This window comes from Sphaerimonospora sp. CA-214678, from assembly GCF_050942215.1.
GTDB lineage: Bacteria > Actinomycetota > Actinomycetes > Streptosporangiales > Streptosporangiaceae > Sphaerimonospora.
This window is the reverse complement of record NZ_CP192056.1, coordinates 448,229-465,476: the sequence shown is the minus strand read 5'-3', so window position 1 is coordinate 465,476 and position 17,248 is coordinate 448,229. Positions and strand designations below refer to the sequence as shown.

At 67.1% G+C, this 17,248-nt stretch carries 17 protein-coding genes; 12 read left to right on the top strand and 5 right to left on the bottom strand.

The features are described 5' to 3' along the window. Positions 1-2: 2 nt before the first annotated feature. Genes ACQP1K_RS02090 through ACQP1K_RS02080 form a run of 3 tightly spaced genes read right to left on the bottom strand, consistent with a single transcriptional unit; the run spans position 3 to position 3,390 of the window. Positions 3-1,475, bottom strand: a complete 1,473-nt coding sequence (locus ACQP1K_RS02090; RefSeq protein WP_433499171.1) for a VWA domain-containing protein — start codon at positions 1,473-1,475, stop codon at positions 3-5. Then, the gene (locus ACQP1K_RS02085; protein WP_433499170.1) at positions 1,472-2,887 is read right to left on the bottom strand and encodes a hypothetical protein; all 1,416 of its coding nucleotides are present in this window, start codon (positions 2,885-2,887) and stop codon (positions 1,472-1,474) included. Before ACQP1K_RS02085 ends, ACQP1K_RS02090 begins: the two co-directional genes overlap by 4 nt. Continuing rightward, complete coding sequence (locus tag ACQP1K_RS02080; protein WP_433499169.1) at positions 2,887-3,390, bottom strand: hypothetical protein; 504 nt, start codon at positions 3,388-3,390, stop codon at positions 2,887-2,889. The genes ACQP1K_RS02085 and ACQP1K_RS02080 overlap by 1 nt, the downstream gene beginning before the upstream one ends. 287 nt (positions 3,391-3,677) lie before the next feature. Here ACQP1K_RS02080 and ACQP1K_RS02075 point away from each other — a divergent pair, with 287 nt between their 5' ends. From ACQP1K_RS02075 to ACQP1K_RS02030, 10 genes are all read left to right on the top strand, one after another. Beyond that, positions 3,678-4,181, top strand: coding sequence for a DoxX family protein (locus tag ACQP1K_RS02075; protein WP_433499168.1), 504 nt, complete (start codon positions 3,678-3,680; stop codon positions 4,179-4,181). A gap of 532 nt (positions 4,182-4,713) precedes the next feature. Beyond that, complete coding sequence (locus ACQP1K_RS02070) at positions 4,714-6,414, top strand: fatty acyl-AMP ligase (RefSeq protein WP_433499167.1); 1,701 nt, start codon at positions 4,714-4,716, stop codon at positions 6,412-6,414. Continuing rightward, positions 6,411-8,096, top strand: a complete 1,686-nt coding sequence (locus ACQP1K_RS02065) for an acyl-CoA dehydrogenase family protein (protein WP_433499166.1) — start codon at positions 6,411-6,413, stop codon at positions 8,094-8,096. Before ACQP1K_RS02070 ends, ACQP1K_RS02065 begins: the two co-directional genes overlap by 4 nt. Further along, positions 8,093-9,886: an acyl-CoA dehydrogenase gene (locus tag ACQP1K_RS02060; RefSeq protein WP_433499165.1), complete on the top strand. Its 1,794-nt coding sequence runs from the start codon at positions 8,093-8,095 to the stop codon at positions 9,884-9,886. The genes ACQP1K_RS02065 and ACQP1K_RS02060 overlap by 4 nt, the downstream gene beginning before the upstream one ends. Then, positions 9,883-10,143, top strand: a complete 261-nt coding sequence (locus tag ACQP1K_RS02055) for an acyl carrier protein (RefSeq protein WP_433499164.1) — start codon at positions 9,883-9,885, stop codon at positions 10,141-10,143. The genes ACQP1K_RS02060 and ACQP1K_RS02055 overlap by 4 nt, the downstream gene beginning before the upstream one ends. A gap of 274 nt (positions 10,144-10,417) precedes the next feature. Then, positions 10,418-11,017, top strand: a complete 600-nt coding sequence (locus ACQP1K_RS02050) for a TetR/AcrR family transcriptional regulator (RefSeq protein WP_433499163.1) — start codon at positions 10,418-10,420, stop codon at positions 11,015-11,017. Position 11,018: 1 nt separating this feature from the next. Further along, positions 11,019-11,378: a DoxX family protein gene (locus tag ACQP1K_RS02045; RefSeq protein ID WP_433499162.1), complete on the top strand. Its 360-nt coding sequence runs from the start codon at positions 11,019-11,021 to the stop codon at positions 11,376-11,378. Between the two features lie 39 nt (positions 11,379-11,417). Continuing rightward, entirely contained in the window at positions 11,418-13,034 is a 1,617-nt protein-coding gene (locus ACQP1K_RS02040; protein WP_433499161.1) for an AMP-binding protein, read from the top strand. Between the two features lie 178 nt (positions 13,035-13,212). Next, positions 13,213-13,923: a hypothetical protein gene (locus tag ACQP1K_RS02035; protein ID WP_433499160.1), complete on the top strand. Its 711-nt coding sequence runs from the start codon at positions 13,213-13,215 to the stop codon at positions 13,921-13,923. Between the two features lie 2 nt (positions 13,924-13,925). Beyond that, entirely contained in the window at positions 13,926-14,444 is a 519-nt protein-coding gene (locus ACQP1K_RS02030; protein ID WP_433499159.1) for a hypothetical protein, read from the top strand. Between the two features lie 155 nt (positions 14,445-14,599). On the opposite strand, the gene ACQP1K_RS02025 is transcribed toward ACQP1K_RS02030, so the two are convergent. Continuing rightward, complete coding sequence (locus ACQP1K_RS02025) at positions 14,600-15,136, bottom strand: hypothetical protein (RefSeq protein ID WP_433499158.1); 537 nt, start codon at positions 15,134-15,136, stop codon at positions 14,600-14,602. 100 nt (positions 15,137-15,236) lie between these two features. Between ACQP1K_RS02025 and ACQP1K_RS02020 the strand changes: the two genes are divergently transcribed. Beyond that, positions 15,237-15,494, top strand: a complete 258-nt coding sequence (locus ACQP1K_RS02020) for a hypothetical protein (protein ID WP_433499157.1) — start codon at positions 15,237-15,239, stop codon at positions 15,492-15,494. A 46-nt stretch (positions 15,495-15,540) separates the two neighbouring features. Continuing rightward, positions 15,541-16,110, top strand: coding sequence for a chloramphenicol phosphotransferase CPT (gene cpt / locus ACQP1K_RS02015; RefSeq protein ID WP_433501462.1), 570 nt, complete (start codon positions 15,541-15,543; stop codon positions 16,108-16,110). A gap of 65 nt (positions 16,111-16,175) precedes the next feature. Here the strand turns inward: cpt and ACQP1K_RS02010 are convergent, their stop codons facing one another. Further along, the gene (locus ACQP1K_RS02010) at positions 16,176-17,045 is read right to left on the bottom strand and encodes a phosphotransferase (RefSeq protein ID WP_433499156.1); all 870 of its coding nucleotides are present in this window, start codon (positions 17,043-17,045) and stop codon (positions 16,176-16,178) included. Positions 17,046-17,248: the final 203 nt, after the last annotated feature.

The window sequence follows — 17,248 nt, the reverse complement described above, 5'->3', positions numbered from 1 at the left end:
TCCTAAGCGAGGAAGTTCTTCAGTTCGAACACGAGTTTCCGGATGTGGCCGGAGATGACGGGCGTGCCCAGGTCCTTGAGCTTCTGCCGGAACCACGGGTTCACGCTCTGCCGGCCGCCGCTGCTCACCGAGCCCACCGGGATGAGCCGTACGCCGGAGCGGTGCAGCGCCTCCATACCGGCGTAGACGCCGTCGCAGTCCCACTCGTAGAAGTCCGAGATCCACACGACCACGGTGTCGCGCGGGTCGGCGACCTTCGGCCGCGTGAGAGCCAGGGCGGCCGTGCCGTCGGTGCCGCCACCGAGCTGAGTGCGCAGCAGCACCTCGAACGGGTCGTGCACCCACGGGGTGAGGTCGAGCGCCCGGGTGTCGTACGCGACGAGGTGCACATCGACCTTGGGCAGCCCGGCGAAGATCGACGCCAGGATGGTGCAGTTCACCATCGCGTCGACCATGGAGCCGGACTGGTCGACGACCACGATCATGCGCGCCGGGGTGGTACGCCGCGCCGTACGCCGGTAATACAGCCTGTCGACGTAGAGCCGCTGGTCCTCGGGGCTGTAGTTGGTGAGGTTCTTCCAGATCGTCCGTTCCAGGTCGAGGTTGCGGAACACCCGCTTGGGCGGCACGGACCGGTCGATCTCCCCCACGCCGGCCTTCTCGACCTGGGTACGGAGCACCTCGGCGACCTCGTCGACGAACCTGCGGATCAGCGCCTTGGCGTTGGCCAGGGCCACCCCGGACAGGTTGGACTTGTCGCGCAGCAGCTGCTCCACGAGCGACATGCTCGGCGTGAGCCGCTTGGCCAGGTCCGGGTCCGCCAGGACCTCGCGCAGCCGCATCCGGTGGACCAGGTCGCCCTCCAGGTCGGCCAGCGCACGGGCCAGTTCCGGGTCGATGCCGTCGCCGGCCCCCGAACCCGCACCGGAACCCGCACCGGAACCCGCACCGGAACCCGCACCGGAACCCGTGCCGGGTCCTCCGCCAGGTCCCACGCCGGGACCCAGGCCGGGTCCCGCGCCGAAACCCGCACCGGCTCCCGCACCCTGGCCGCTTCCCGCACCCGTGCCCGACCCGCCGCACATGGCCTGTTTGAACCAGGCGGCGTCCTGCTGCCAGGTCGCGAGCCGCGTGGCGGTGACGTCGCCCGTACCGGTGGCGAAGACGTTGAGCAGCAGCTTCGAGACAAGCGCGGCCCTGCGCACCTCGTCTCCGGGCGCGTCCTCCCCCGGCGCGAGCAGGTTCTGGAACTCGGCGGCCAGCTCGGGGAATCGCTGCACCAGTGAATCGACCGAGACAGAGGGGTCGAGCACGGCGGCGGGCAGGCCGAGATCACCGACGACCGCCATGCTCGCTGTCTCCAGCGCGGGCTGCTCCTCGTGGTCGAAGAGCCGGGCGAGCAACCGCCAGTACAGCACCTGACGCCGATTACGCTCCGCGCCCGCACGGTCGCCGATCGAGATGTGATCGCTCATTTCCGCAGCAACCGTCCGGCTCGCTCACGCAGCACGGCGACCGCGTCTCCCGCCCTGGCCTCGGCCTTCACCACCTTGGGATCGGTGGGGCCCTGGGCCCAGTCGCCGGTGCCGATCTCGACCGTCTCCCGCTTGACCTTCGCCTGTACGGCGAGAGGCTGCAGCAGCCAGCGCCCGCCGTCCCAGCGGACCAGCCCGACGCAGGCCGAGGAGCCGGCGACCAGCTTCGGAGTGAGCGGGCCGCAGGAGGGCAGCCGCCCGACGTCCACGGCGATCTCCGCTCCGCCGAGATCGAACGAGCCGTCCTCGGTCACCTTGTAGCCCTCCACCAGCACGGGTTCCGCGATCCGCACCGGGACCCGCTCCAGAGGCGGCACCGCCGGGGCGAGCACGCCGGCGAGATGCAACCGGGCCGTGGTGAACGAGTCGGCCGGCTTGCCCAGGAACGCCCTGTCGTCGTGCCAGACCAGGTCGCCGCTGTCGAGCAAAGGCAGATCGGTGACCTCCAGGGACCGCCGGTCGGCCAGCGCGGCGAGTAGCACCTTGTGTTCATGCGCCGGCTTCCACAGCGCGGGCCCGACGATGGTGTCGACCTTGGCCGCGGTGACTCCGGTCCGCACCAGCCGGGCCGGGCCGCCGTCGGCGGGCTCCAGGACGGCGTGGACCTGGAACTGGACCGCGGTGCCGTGCTCGTGCACGTCCACACCGAGGACCAGCAGCCGCCCCGACACCGTACCGACCGGCACCGTACCGACCGGCCGCTGCTCTCCGGGCAGCACGCCGTCCTGCGCCAGCAGCACGGCACGGGTCCACAGGTCGGCCCAGCGCCGTACCGGCAGGTGCTCCATCGCGGCGATCGGGCAGGAGGCTCGCAGCTCGGCCGCGAAACCGTCCAGCAGCACGGCGAGCCTGCGCTGTCCCGGCACCGCCATGAGCGCCTCGATGATCTGGTCGACGGCGGAGACGAGGTCGTGGTCGACTCCGCGCCAGCCGGTGATGGCCAGTTCGCGCAGCCAGGAGCGGACCCCGCCGAGCACGTTGGCGGTTCCGTACGGCTCGGACTCCGGCCCGGGGCTCCAGGGGCCGCGCTCGCGTCCCAGCGCCTCGTCCAGATCGGCGAGCAGGGCGTCGTGCACCGCGCCGAACAGCGCGGCCCGGCCACCCGCCAGCGCGGTCAGGTGCTCCTCCGCGATCCGGCCGGAGGCGACCTCGTCCGCCGCCTCCGCGAGCCGCTCGCCGATCGGGGTCGCCGTGAACGCCCCGGCCAGTGCCGCCAGCGCTGCGGCCCGCTCGTCGGCGAGCCGGGCGAGGCCGTGCACGAGGGCGTCGTCGAACCCGCCGACCAGGGCGAGCGCCTCCCTCGCGCCCTCCGGAGCGCCGTCGAGCAGTTCGGCAAGCTGTACGGCGAGCATCAGCGCACCGCCCCTTCCGCGGGGAACCAGTGCATCTCGGGGATCGGCATCGTGGTGTCCGGCACCTCCAGGTAGGCCAGGTGGCGCAGGAAACGGCTGAACACCATGGCGGCGGGGGCGGGCCTGTGCGCACCGGTCAGGCAGTCGACCAGCTCGGTGCCGTCCGGGACGTCCACCCGCAGGTAACGGGCCACGCGGTCGAGGCCGTACTGCAGGACGGCCTCGGCGGTGAGTGCCCGCAGGTGCTTGCACGGCGAGCCGTACAGCCCACCGCAGGGGCGGTTGTTGTTGGTACTGCAGTTGTAGTCGTGGGTGCCGGCGGCGATGGAGGAGACGTAGACCCGGCCGATGTCCGAGCCGCTCGACACCACGCCCTGCAGCCGGCCATCCGCCAGTTCGGCGAAGGGGACCTTCGCCAGCTTGCGAGGCTTGACCGGGGGCACCACACGCAGCCTGCTGTGCTGCGCCCACACGGTTTCGCCGTTGGGGGAACGGTCGTTCATGGCCTCGGAACGTAGCCGATCACGCCGACAAAACCGGGTCCGCGCCTGTGGGGGCACACCCCTCTCGATCCCTTGCCAGGGCCGACCCGGAGCCGGTCGTGCATGCGTCGCCGTCTCGCCCGGAACGGTTCCGGCCCGCACGAGCGCCGCCGGCCGCAGAGAGGGGCACGGGGGCCGGTGGCCGCGATCACCGGCGTGTGACCAACGGATCAAAGACTGGAACCCCGATTGGATAGCATTACTATCCAGATTTGGATAGTCTGTCTATCCAAAGAAAGGGATGCCTCATGACTGTGATCGTTCTCACCGCGTCCACACTGTGCTTCCGCCTGCTGGGCGCACTGTTCGGCCCGGCCCGTTTCGCCACCTGGCGGGTCAGCGCCGCGCACGGCCTGGCCGTCATGCTCGTGATGACGGCCAGCGCCCACTTCGTCCCGTCGAACGTGACTTTCATGCCGAACCACGCCGATATGGTCGCCATGGTTCCGCCGTTCGTCCCGTTCCCCTCCTTCATGGTCCACCTGACCGGCGTCCTGGAACTGGCCGGGGCGGTGGGCCTCGCCCTCCCGGCCACCCGGAAGGCGGCCGGGATCTGCCTGGCACTGCTGTTCGTACTGATGTTTCCGGCGAACATCCACGCCGCGCTCGCCGACGTGACCCTGGCGGGCAAGGCGGCGACCCCGCTATGGCAGCGCATCCCCGAGCAGATCCTCTACATCGGCATAGCGCTCTGGGCCGCGGACGTCGCGGCGAGGCATCCGAGCCGTACGGCACCCACACCGGCCGCGTGAGGCGGCCACCACCGACAAGGCACGGATGCGCCATCGGCCCGCCGGCAGTCGTCCCGGACCAGGAAGACCCACAGCGGCGCCCGGCCGAAAACCGGATGAACACACCGTCGGCCTCATCTTGCGAGGAATTCCGACTCCGGCCTGGCGGCCGAAGATCCGGTCGAAATGAAAATCACTCCCCGAAAAAAATCACTTCGGGTCCGCCGACACGCACAGCCGGAGTCGTCACCCACCACACACGTAATTCGGACTCCGACTAAAGGCGATCAGGGATGTCCTAAATAGCATGATTAATCCGGTATTGACGGGTATTGATCGGCAACACTACTGTGCTGAATATGTTCACTGAACGCGTTCACCGATTGCCGGTGGAGGAAGCGCAGGCGCTGCCACGACGTCGGCGCGATAGGCGGGCGGCAAGCGCCGTCATGCGGGGACGACACCCTCTTTCCATTCCGGCCGGTAAGGCGCTCACGTGCGGACAGTGGTGGACCACGGGCGTTTCCGGTGCGATCAACACGGTGTGAGCGCGATGGCGTCGTCAACGATGCTCGACGTGATGAATCGCAGTGCGCGACAGGCGGGCGGGGCCGGCGCGCGCTTTCACCAGTCGCCTAAGGACTCCACATTCCTCTCGTACGCCGACCTCGACCGGCAGGGGCGGCATGAAGCGGTGCTGCTACGGCTGGCGGGGCTCGAGCCCGGGGATCGGATCGTATTGGCCTTCCGCCCCGGCCTGGACTTCCTTCGCGCGGTGTACGCGGCGATGTACGCCGGAGTCGTTCTGATACCCGCCCCCATTACGGTGTCGCACAGCATCGACACCGTACGCCAACGCATTCTTTCGATCGCCGCCGATTCCGGCGCCAGACATGTTCTCAGTACCGGCGACCTGGCGGACGGCCTGGGCGATCTCGGGCCGGACATCTCCACGGTGATCCTCTCCGACTCGGGCGGGAGTTCACTGGCGGACGATTGGCGGCATCCGGGGACCCGCGCCGACGACATCGCGCTGATCCAATACACCTCCGGTTCGACCCGGGCGCCGAAGGGCGTGGCGATCACCCACGAGAATCTGGTGGTCAACCATCAATGCATTTACACCGTGATGGACTACCACTCCGATTCGATGCTGCTCGGCTGGCTGCCCCATTACCACGACATGGGCTTCAGCCTCTATATGCAGCCGATCTTCGGCGGCTTCGACCTGGTCGCCACGACTCCGGCCCAGTTCCTCCGGCGGCCGGTTCTGTGGCTGCAACTGATAACGCGCTACAGGGCCACGTCGACCGTCGCTCCTGATTTCGCCTACAACCTGTGCGCCCGGCTGGTGACGGACGCGCAACTGGCGACGCTCGACCTGTCTTCCCTGAGAACGGTCATCACGGGCGCCGAACCGGTACGAGCACGGACCCTGAACGATTTCGCCGCCCGCTTCGCCTCGGCGGGCTTCGACCCGGGCGCCTTCGTGCCCGCCTACGGAATGGCGGAGGCGACGGTGTTCATCAGCGCCAAGCGGTCGCGGCTTCCGGTCGCCCCGTTGGCGGTGGACGCCGATGCGCTCGAACAGGGGATGGTGCGACCCGCGGGCGAGGGCAGATCGCTCGACGTCGTGCCGTGCGGGCCGCCTGCCCCGGGACACGATGTCGTGATCATCGATCCGAATACCGGCACGCCCTCGCCGGGTGACCGCGTGGGCGAGATCTGGGTGCGGGGTCCGAGCGTGGCGCGGGGGTACTGGGAGCAGCCCGAGGAGACCGCCAAGAAGTTCAGGGCCGAACTCGCCGAGGACCGGCGTGAATACCTGCGAACAGGCGACCTCGGCTTCTTGTCGGCTGGAGAGGTGGTCATCACCGGCCGGATGAGCGACGTCATCAATGTCCGCGGACGCAACGTCTACCCGAGCGACCTGGAAAATGCCGTATCCAACGAGATCGCTTCCCACATCGACCCCGTGAGCGCCGCCTTCGAATGGGCCGATGACGTGGTGGTGGTCGTCGTCGAGGCCGGGCCGCGAACGGCGGAAGCGGTGGCGGTCGCAGAAGACGTTCGCCGCAGGCTCGCCGAGAAGTTCTCCCTCGAACCGCTCGGTCTGGTCGTCGTGCGACGAGGGAGTATTCCGCGCACGTCCAGCGGCAAGGTGAGACGCAAGGCGACGCGCGACCTGCTCACGGCCGGTGAGCTTCCTGTCGTCTTCTCCACCGGCCTGCGCCTGGAAGCCGGCGAGTCGTGAGCAAAACGTTCCTCCGCGCGGCCGCCATCGACGAACATCTCGGGAACCCCGAAGATCCGCGGGCACGTATCCGCAGCAAGGACGTGGTGTCGGCCGACGAATCGGCGGTCTTTCCAGCGGAGACCGTCGACACGCTCAACGAATGGGGCATGCAACGCGCCTATGTCCCGGCCCTGTTCGGCGGCGAGATGCACGATCTGCTTACGCCGATGCTGCTGACCAGGCATGTGGCGAGGCGCGACCTCACCGCCGCCGTGGCACACGGCAAGACCTTCCTCGGTGCGCTCTGCGCCTGGTTGGCGGGAGGGGACATCGCCCTCCGCATGGCGTCCATCGTCGACTCCGGGGCCGCCGTGTCGTGGGGGCTGACGGAATCCGGGCGCGGATCCGATCTGCTCCGTACGCGGACGCACTGCACGACGGACGGCCCGACGCGGTTGCACGGCGGGAAATGGCCCGTGAACAACGCCACACGCGGGCGCGCCATGTGCGTCCTCGTCCGTACCCGGACAGAGCTGAGCCCGCGTTCGCTCTCCCTCGTTCTCGCGGACAAGGAGGAGATCGATCTCCGGCGGGTGAGCTACCGGCCGAAGGTTCGCACGCACGGCATCAAGGGCGCCGACATCAGTGGAATCGACTGGGACGGGGTGCCGCTCCCGGCCGGCAGGTTCATCGGCGAGCCGGGGCAGGGCCTCGAACTGGTGTTGAAAGCCCTTCAGATCACCAGACCGGTCTGCACGGCGCTGTCGATGGGCGGCGCCGACACCGCGGTCGCGACCGTGCTCACGTTCCTGTCCGACCGGCGACTGTACGGACGCGGGCTCGTGGATCTGCCCGGAGCGACAGCGGACGCCGGTGCGGTCGTCGCCGACGCGCTCATCGCCGAGGCCACCGCCATGGTGGGCGCACGGCATGTGACCGCGTACCCCGAGGAGATGGGGCTCGTCAGCGCCCTCGTCAAGTACGTCGTGCCCGCGACGGTCGACACGGTCTTCCGCGACGCGACCCGGTTTCTCGGCGCCCGATCACAGCTCATCGGGCCGGCGAACGCCGGGGTTTTCCAGAAGGCGGCGCGCGACAACCGCGTGGTGGGCATCTTCGACGGGAACTCCGTCGTCAATCTGAACGCGATCATCAATGAGTTCGGCGCGATCGCGAGGGGGGCGCGGCGAGAGATCGGCGATCTTTCACCGCTCGAGGCGCTCGATCCCGGCGTCGAGCCTCCCGGGCTGGACTTCGGGCGCCTCCGGTTGCACACGAAGGCGGGATCGACGCTGCTCCGTGCGATCCCGTCGCTCGCATCGGCCGCGCTGCGGAGCGCATCGCCGGAACTGGCCCGCGCGATCGAGGTGTTCCGGGACGTCGCCGCCGAGGTGTCGGGAGAGGTATCCGGAGCCGGTGCCACGGCGAAGCCCGGGGCCGCGCACTTCGAGCTGGCCCAACTCGTGGCCGAGACGTTCGCGGGCGCGTGCTGCCTGCTCGTCCGTACCGGAAACACCGCCTCCTCGTCCCTCGCGCGGGACGACACCTGGGCCGTCGCCGCGCTGGGAAGGGTATGCGAGCGACTCGGGCGTCCCCTCCCGGACACGACCTCCGCATGCCGGGCCCTGGCCGGGCAGGCACTCGAGAGCAACCGGCGTGGCGAGCCCACCACACTATTCGAAGGTTGGTACGCCGCATGAGCCGGACAACGGCCGAACCGCCCGCGGGGCTGGAGGAACTGTTCGGAGATCCCCTCTCGCCGGACGGCGAGTTCACGTACGAGTCCATCTTGGCAGCGGACGCGCAGCGGCGACTGGTGGAGCCCGCCGAGACGCTCCTGAACCAGTGGGGCTTCGGGGCCGAGCTCGTGCCCGTGCATCTCGGTGGGCGGTGGAGATCCACCGAGGACCTCGTGCGACGCCTGCTGCCGATATTCCGGCGCGACCTCGCCCTTGGTCTGGGACACGGCATCACCACGTTCATGGCCGCGGTCAACGTGTGGCTTCGCGGCGATGAGCGGGCCCGGCGCGACCTCGCGGCCCGGCTGCTGAGGGGTGAGCGGGTCGCGGTGTGCTTCCACGAACTGGCGCACGGCAACGACCTGCTGCAAAACGATTGCACCGCGACATTCGTGGAAGACGGGCCGGTCCGCGGCTGGCGGGTCGACGGCGCCAAGGAGGTCATCAACAACGTCGAACGCGCCGAGTCGGCGCTGATATTCGCGCGCACGTCGGATGAGCCGGGTCCCCGATCCTTCAGTCTGCTGCTGTGGAACAAGGACGCCTCTCTGGCCGGCGGCGCGGACACCGGCCGCCGCGTTCTGACGGCAGGCGTACGAGGCTGCCGGCTCGGAGTGATCGAGTTCGACCGGCTCGTCGTTCCGGAGGACGCGCTGATCGGCGACGTCGGCGACGGCGCCGCCACGGCTCTGCGCGCTTTTCAGATCACGCGGCCGGTCGTCTCCGCGCTCGCCGTGGGAACCCTCGACGCCGCGACGAGGTTGGCGGTGCCGTACATGCGCGACCGCGCTCTGTACGGAGACACGGTATGGGACCTCCCGCACGCTCGGCTGCTCCTGACCCGGGCCTGGGCGGCGCTGCTCGTCGCGGACGCGTTCGCGAGAACGGCGGTGCGGGCCTTACATGTCCGTCCGGACGAGTCCTATCTGCTGAGCGCCGCCGCGAAGTACCTCGTACCGAAGCTGTTGAACGACGCGATGTACGACCTCAGTGTTCTCTTCGGCTCCAGCTTCTACACGGTGACGTCCCCGTACGGCATCTTCGAAAAATGGTTTCGGGATCTCGAGATCCTGCCGATCGGCCACGCCGGTTCGACGTCATGCCTGCTCAGCCTGATTCCGTATCTGCCGACCTGGGCACGCCGTTCCAGGAAATCGGCGCCCTATGAGGCCGCGCTGTTCGACGCTTCGGCCGATCTGGGTGAGCTTCCGTTCGCCGAACTGGGCCTCGGGGCAGGCCGCTTCGATTCGGTCACCGCGCCGCTCCGCGACGAGGCGATCACGTCGGCCCTGCGTTCGGCGCATCCCTCCGTCGCCCATCTGGTCGACCGGTGGGTCGACGAGCTCACGGCACTGCAGGACGCCGCGGCCGCACTCAGCCCCGCTTCGCTCCGGTCGGATGCCTCAACGGAGGCGTTCGACCTGGCACGACGTCTGACCGGCGTCATGGCCGTCGGCGCGCTCCTCGGCAGTTGGCACGAGGGCCGGGTGCGGGAGACCAGCCCGTTCAGCCGATCTCCCTCGGCCGTCGAGACGGCGCTGCTCAGAATCTCCGAGTCGCTCAGGCCGGCCATGTCCGACTCCGGCGTGCCCGTTCCCCGATCGGCTCCGTCACGGGTGCGCTGGCCTCAACACCTGGCCGACGCCGCAGCGGCCCACATAGCTTCCGCGACCGACGCAGGTCTCAGCCTCGGCGTCGAAGAGCTCGTGACGACCCGTCCCTCCCACAGTTCGAACGAGAGGCACCCATGACCATAGAAGCGCTGACAGTCGTCACCCTGGAAAGGTGGCTCAGGGACCGGGTCGCGGCATATGGAGAGGTCGCCCCCGACGCCTTCACCGTGGACACGCCCCTGACCGAACTGGGATTCAACTCGGTTTACGCCCTGACCATATGCGGCGATATCGAGGACACGTTCGACATCGACGTCGACCCCACCGTCGTCTGGGACAACCCGACCATTCGCCGGCTTGCCGCCGCGTTGTACGCGATCATCCTGAAGGAGTGATCGTGTTGGTGTCGCGCGGTGACTCGCGTGTTTCCCATACGCCCATGAGTTTTACGGATTCGATCTGTCCGGGCATCCTTACCGGCCTCCGCCCTCGATTAGAACGCTCCCCGGTGGATTATCGGAAGCACCGGGTCGTCCGAAAAGTCGGCCGACGGCGTCCATATGCGGGCAGAAAAGCAGGCGACCACCGCGGCTTGACTCGGATCCAGCACCCCACTAGCGTGATGAACATGTTCAATGAACACGTTCACCATGCTTCGGGGTGGCCTTAATGCCGTCACGTGACGAACTCCGCCGAGCCACGCAGGCGAAGATTTCGCTCGCCGCCGAGCGACTCTTCCGTGAACGAGGCTACAAAGGCACCACCATCCGTGACATCGCCGCCGCCGCGGGCGTGAGCACCGGGTCGGTGATGATGCTGGGAGACAAGCGCACCCTGTTGATCGCGATGTTCGACAGATCTATCGCGGAAATCCATCGACACCGGATGCCCCAAGCCCCATCACAGGAACCACCCGAAGGTACGGCTACGAGCACCGTCGACCGGCTGACCGAGCTTCTGAAGCCCTTTCTGGAGATCTTCGCGACTCAATCGGAGCTGGCCCGTGAGTACGCGTCCGCACTTGTCAGCGGAAATCACACGTCGGTGGTGTTCAAAGACCTGGGGACCACCCTCAGAACGGAGATCGAGACTGTGCTGACCGAGGACGGCATGGACTCGACCAGCGCTTCCCTGGCCACACAGACCATCTATCTATCCTATCTCGGAACCCTTTTCGCGTGGGCCGGAAAAAGCGGATCCGACATTTCCGAACCGCTCCGGAAACTACGCGTGATCATCTCTTTCGTAACCGCACCTAAGGAGGCGTAAGTTGACCGAGACCCCTGACCCGTCCTGGTTGGTTTTAATACTGGCGGGCTTGCTGTTCATGGACGCGGCGATGTCGGTGCGTCCGCCGAAGTTCATTCGAGACTGCCTCAACGGCGTCCACTTCCCACGCGAGTGGTGGTGGATCCTTATTGTGATCAAGCTGCTGGCGACCGCCGGTCTGATCGTCGGGATATGGGTACCCGGGGTCGCGTTCGCCGCCAACGTCGGGGTCATCGCGTACTTCCTCTGTGCGTCCGTGGCGCATATCCGGGCACGCTTTCTCCGGCAAGAGTTCTGGGTCAACTGCCTCGGCTTCCTGGCCGTGTCGGTCCTGGTTCTGGTCTTCGCATTCTTCGTGTGACGAGTCGCTGTTCAGGCACAGACAGGAGGGTGGAGGGCAGTGTCCGTGCTTCCTCCCAGGAATATCGGTCTGCTCTTTGACTGGCATGCGGCCAAGTCGCGGACGACCGAGCTTCACCTCGACCGGCCGTTCGACATCGACCCGGACGGCGGTCTGATCTACGATGCGGCCGCTCTCGCACATCTGGTCGGGGAGATGTCGGCCTGCTGGTACGCGGCCGGTGTCCGCCGCGGAGATCGCGTCGCGGTCATCAAGCGGAACCACTTCGACGTGATCGTCCTGTCCGCCGCGGCGGCGCGGATAGGTGCGGTAGCGGCGACGATCGCCGAGGCCAACCCTCCTGCGCACCTCTTCGAGATGCTGCAGAGGCTGCGCCCGATGGCGACCATGATCTCATCGAAGGCGATGCGGGAAGCCCGGCGTCAAGGTATCGATCTCGGGGCGTTCGGGCGAACCATCCTCCTCGACGATGATCACGGAGCTCGCGCCGGACGGCTGACTCTGGACGAGCTACGCGGAGCACCCACACCGGCACCCGATATCCGGCCGGACGGCGAGCCGATGATGATCACCCACACATCCGGGACGACGCGTACGCCGAAGCTCGTCGTGCATACGGCCGACTCCAATCGAGCGGGGACCAGGCTGGAGCTTCTTCCCCTGCCGTTCGCGGTCAGCCGCCGCGACGACGTGTGCCTCAGCTCGATAGCGTTCGCTCATTCGCGCGCTTACACCTGGGCCGCCGCGCAGTTTCGGTGGGCGCCACGCCGCCTCGTGATCGCCAGCAGTCACGCGGTCGCCGATGTCGAGCGCGTCTTCGAGTCACAGCGGCCGACGACGGTCGAGGCGATGCCGAACGTGTTCCAGCATTGGCTCCCCCTCATCCGGCGCCGGCCGCACCTGTTCGCGCAGGTGCGGTACTACATGAACACGTTCGACATCATGCACCCTTCGATCGCGCGTCCGTTCATGCAGGCATCGAAGCGGCGTAACGTGCTCTGGGCGCACAGCTGGGGACAGAGCGAGGTCGGCCCGATCGCCGGGGTCCCGTACTCCCGCAGGAAACTCAACCGGCTCGCCGGCTCCACCCGCGACAACATGAACCTCATGGGCTGGGTGTGGCCAGGGCTGATGCAGGCCAAGGTGGTCGATCCCGACACCGGCCGCCACCTGCGCGCCGGTGAGGTCGGTGTCGTGCTGGTCAAGACCAAGTCCCTGTGCGTCGACTACCTCGGCGAGACGGATCGCTATCGGGCCGAACGGTCGGGCGAGTGGTGGAACACCGGGGACATCGGCTTCAAGGACGCGCTGGGCAGGATCCACTTTCTGGACCGGGCGGTCGACGCGGTGCCGGGAGGAAGCGCCACCGAGATCGAGAGCGTCCTTCTGCAGCGCATAGACAACGCGCTCGAGGTCATCGTTCTCACGCGAGGAGAGCTCCCCCCGCTGCCTGTCATCAGCACGGAAGACAACAGGCTCGCCGCCGAGGACTGGTCACGCGCCACACGTGGGCTACCTCAACTGGGCAAGCCCGTTCTCGTCCCCTGGGAGGAGCTACCGCTGACGTCGACCTGGAAGGTCCGCCGCAAGGAACTCCGCGAGAAGGTGTTCGCCGAGACGGCCGACCGGACGGTACTTGAGGAGAGATCGGCGTGACCACGGTCACGGACATCTGGCACGACTGAGGCGTTCAACAATGGATATTTATGCACGCGCTCTGGAGCAGACTCTGCTCCGCGTCCCTTACAACAGCGCGACCCAATATCATCGGTATTTCGGCGATGGCCCGGCCGATCCCAGATTCGGCGCCGCATGCATCATTCAGACGACCGACGTGGCGGAGCGAGCCGTGGCCCTCGGCGCTCCGGATCCGGTGTTCATCCAGGATATGCGACATGTGGGAGCGGTCTTCCACCATGACGGGGAGATCGTGGTCCTGGATCCGTACCTCCTGCACCGCGAACCCATCCGATTCACAAGAGAAGAAGTCGAGTCCGGGGAAGCCACCATAAACGTGCCGGCCGCGCCCCTTCGCCGCGATCGCACCGGAGCACCGCGGGACGGGCGGCTGCACGCCAGATACAAGAAGAACCACAACGGCTATGTGATCCGGCTCGACTACTCCAAGTACAGTCCGGCGAAAGACCAGTACGTCGTGAGCAGGCACTTCTCGCTCCGCTCGGGCGAGGTCTTCAATCTGCGGGAATTCACCGAGGACCTGCGTGCGCTGATGACTCATCCGGAGCAGACGAGCGTGTCGATCCGGGCCGTGCTGCCGGGGATGACGCGCACCGCCGAAGCGATCATTCCCCTGCGTGGCTTCTCGCAGCGGACCTTCACCCCCGATGACATCTGGCTGCGTACCGGCGAGGGGGTCGTGTCGCGCAACTCGGACCCCGGATCACCGGCCGTCTGGGCCGACCTCGAAGACTCGCTCGGTGTGCCCCGGGCGGACATCGCGGACCACCTGGTCTCCGCCGCGGTGATATATCAGCGCATCGCAGATCCAGAGCAAGAACTCGAACCATACCCTTTGGAGAATTAGCAGTGCGGCTTGACCGGATCTTCATCGCGGGAACGATTCAGGGCTCGAATCGCGGGACGGACATCGAGGACCAGAGTTACCGCATCGCGATTCCCGCGATGGTGGCCCGGTTCTTTCCCGGAGCGGAGTGCTTCGACCCGAGTGCCGACGTGGCCGACAAGCTGGCGGACCCGACGGTCGCGGCACTGGTCCGATCTCTGCTCAGCGACACTCCACCCACCCTTGAGACGGCCTCACTCCCCGCTCAGCTCACCGAACTCAGGACGATCTTCCATGACATGACCCGTGAGGTGGCGAAGTGCGACCTGTGCATCGCCTACCTTCCCGGTCACACGCCGAGTATGGGAACGGCGATGGAAATGTACGCCGCCTACCTCAGTGATGTGCCGATCGTGACCGTGACCGACATGGTCGCGAACCTCGCCGTGGTCTCGGTGTCGACGTGGATCCTGCGCGACCTCGAAGTCCTCGAAGAATGGCTGGCCCAGCGGTCCTCGTCGAAGGGCGGAATCCCGGCATGACACGTCGCGCTCGATAGCCGGTCTTCCCGCTCATCCGCTCCGCCCAGGAGCCGGGCGGACCCTACCCGAGCCCGAAGCCGATCACCGCCAGGCCGGCCCGGGAGAGATCCTCATGGAGTGGGCGGTGCGTACGACGTGGAGGCGGTGCCCCGGCGTCAGGTGATGGTGAGCGTCGTCACCCCGGTCGCGCTCGTGAAACCAGTGGTGAGACACTGCAGCAGCCCGGGTTGCGGAAGCGTGCTGACGTGCAGCGTGCTCCGGCCCTGGAACCGGCCCTGGACGACCTTGCCGATGGTCGTCGTGACGACCTGGCCGGCCACGGCCGTGCTGCTGCCGGACTCCTCGATCACGCTGGTGTCGCCCGTACTCCAGGTGACGGTGCGCTTGCCCTCGAACCCGCCGAGGAGCTCGTTGCAGCCGACGAAGACGGTGACCTGATTGCCGTAGGAGCCGCTCGTCACCTCGCCCGCGCCGTCGATGCACGAGCTGAACTGGGCAGTGATGGTCATTTCGATGTCCCGCTGCTGAAAGGTCACCCCCGGGTCGTAGGTGACGGTCTCGGTGCCCTGGCACTGCAGCAGCGTGAGCGGCTCCGCATGGGCGGTGCCCGTCGACAGCACACTCGCGCCGAGCACGGCGACGGCGGCCAGGGCCAGGGAGCGTGTGCGTGTGCGTGATCTACTGCCGGTCATGAGCGGTCTCCTCTGTGTGAGCCTGCTGAACCTGCTTGATCCGTTCATGAGACGCACAGCGGAAGCGACGCGATTACCGGATGTGAGGGAGTGGCCAAGAGTGGCCAAGGGCCACTACATCCTCACCGGGGCCGGAGGGGTGGTCCTCGATCTTCAGGGGTGCCCGATCCCGCTGGACTACTGGTTCGACACCGTGGCCTACATCCAGAAGGTGATGGACCGGCGCCGAAAGTTCGTCGCCGCCTCCAACCTGCCGCCGGCGGAGGACACCCTCGACACGATCAGAAGCTGCTTCGCTCCGACGACCTGGACATACCGCGGCCTGAAACGTTCACTGGAGCCGGGCAGCGCAGGTTGAGGATGGCTTCGCGTCCTGGAGTCGAACCTCTACCGTGTACGCCGTGATGATTCAGGTAATCGTGCTCAACGGCGGATCCAGCGCGGGCAAGTCCGAGATCGTCCGGCAACTGCAGGCCGTGCTGCCGCAACCCTGGCTTGCCTTCGGGGTCGACTCCCTCCTTGAGGCGATGCCCCACTCCATGCGGGAATCGGACTCAGGAATCGAGTTCGCCCCTGATGGTGGCGTGTCTGTCGGGCCGGAGTTCATGGCGCTGCAATCAGCGTGGATGGAAGGGGTCGCCGCGATGGCCCGTGCTGGAGCTCGGGTCATCATCGATGATGTCTTCCTCGGTGGCGCGGCGACCCAGCAACGGTGGCAGCGTGTTCTCGACGGGCTGGACGTCCTATGGGTCGGCGTCATGTGTGACAGCGCGATCGCCGCCGAGCGGGAGAGATCTCGGGGAGACCGGATCGAGGGTATGGCCGTGGCACAGGCGAAGGTGGTTCACGAAGGTGTGGTTTATGACCTGCGAGTAGACACCACGCGGACCGAGTCCCTGGACTGCGCGAAGGTCATCGCCGATCACGTACGGAAATCCGGCGAACGCGCGGATGGCTCTTCAGCCACACCCTGATCGCCGCCCTCCTGTGAGTGCCGTAGCTGTCATAGATCAGGTCGTCCAGCTCAACGGGAACGAGATCAAAGGGCGTGCCACCTGCGGGCGCGGTCACCCGTCATGAGGGAAGACAGTCGATTGGCCAGTTCAGCGCGGGCGGCGGTGTTGTACTCGGCAGCACGGATGAAGGCACCCAGGCTGCGGACCTCACGGATCTCGGCCAGCAGGTTGAGGTTGGAACTGCCGTCCGGGTCGATTCCATAGGCTTTACAAAACTCCCGCCATAAGGAGTCCGGATAACCGAAGCGGCGGGGACGCAGGTAGATGGGCATGAAGTCGTACTCGGGCGGGCCGATGCCGACGGAGTCCCAGTCGATGAGCACCCACCCGTGATCAGGGTGTGGCAGCAGATTGTTGGTGTGCGCGTCACCGTGCACGAATCCTTGCGGCAGCGTGGTGGCGCGCTGTGCGAAGCCCTCCTCCAGTTCCGCACAGCGCGCGATCAGCCAGTTCCGCTCGCCTTCGGACAGAACGGTGGAGGCGCTCGCGTCGGCCGCCGTGTTCCCGACTGGGCGGATTGGGGGCAACGGGAACGGCGGCAGCGGGTGCTGGTGCAGCGCGCGTAGCAGGCCGGCGAGATGCGTGACGTCAGCCCGGCGGCCATCGAGAGATGGCAAATACTCCCAGAAGGTTACGAGGCAGGCGCCGACGACAACGGGCTGGGCCACTTCAAGCGGCCGCAGCGCTGGAAAACCCTGATCCACGAGCCAGGCGGCGGTCTGTACGGCAAAGCGCATGCGATCCAGCGCTGAGGCGTTGCGGACGCGGGCGACCGCGTTCTCTCGCGGCAGGTGGTAGATCGCGTTGGCGTGGACGCGAAGCAGCCGAGCTCCGTCAGGGGCGAGCCCGACCTGCATGCAGGCATCGGACAATGCCTCCGCTTCGTCAGCCATGTCTCACTTAACGGAGAGCTCCCCCAACTCATTCTTCAGATCCGGGAAGGCATGGACGATGATACGGAGCAGTTCGGCCGCGTTCTCACGATCAAGCTGGAGAGTCTGGCTTGTCTTCTTCTCAGCCTGGATCCACGGGCCGAAATCTGACTGAAGTGCCCTGAATATGGGAAGAGGTGCCCTCCGAGCTGGGATGATGGGAG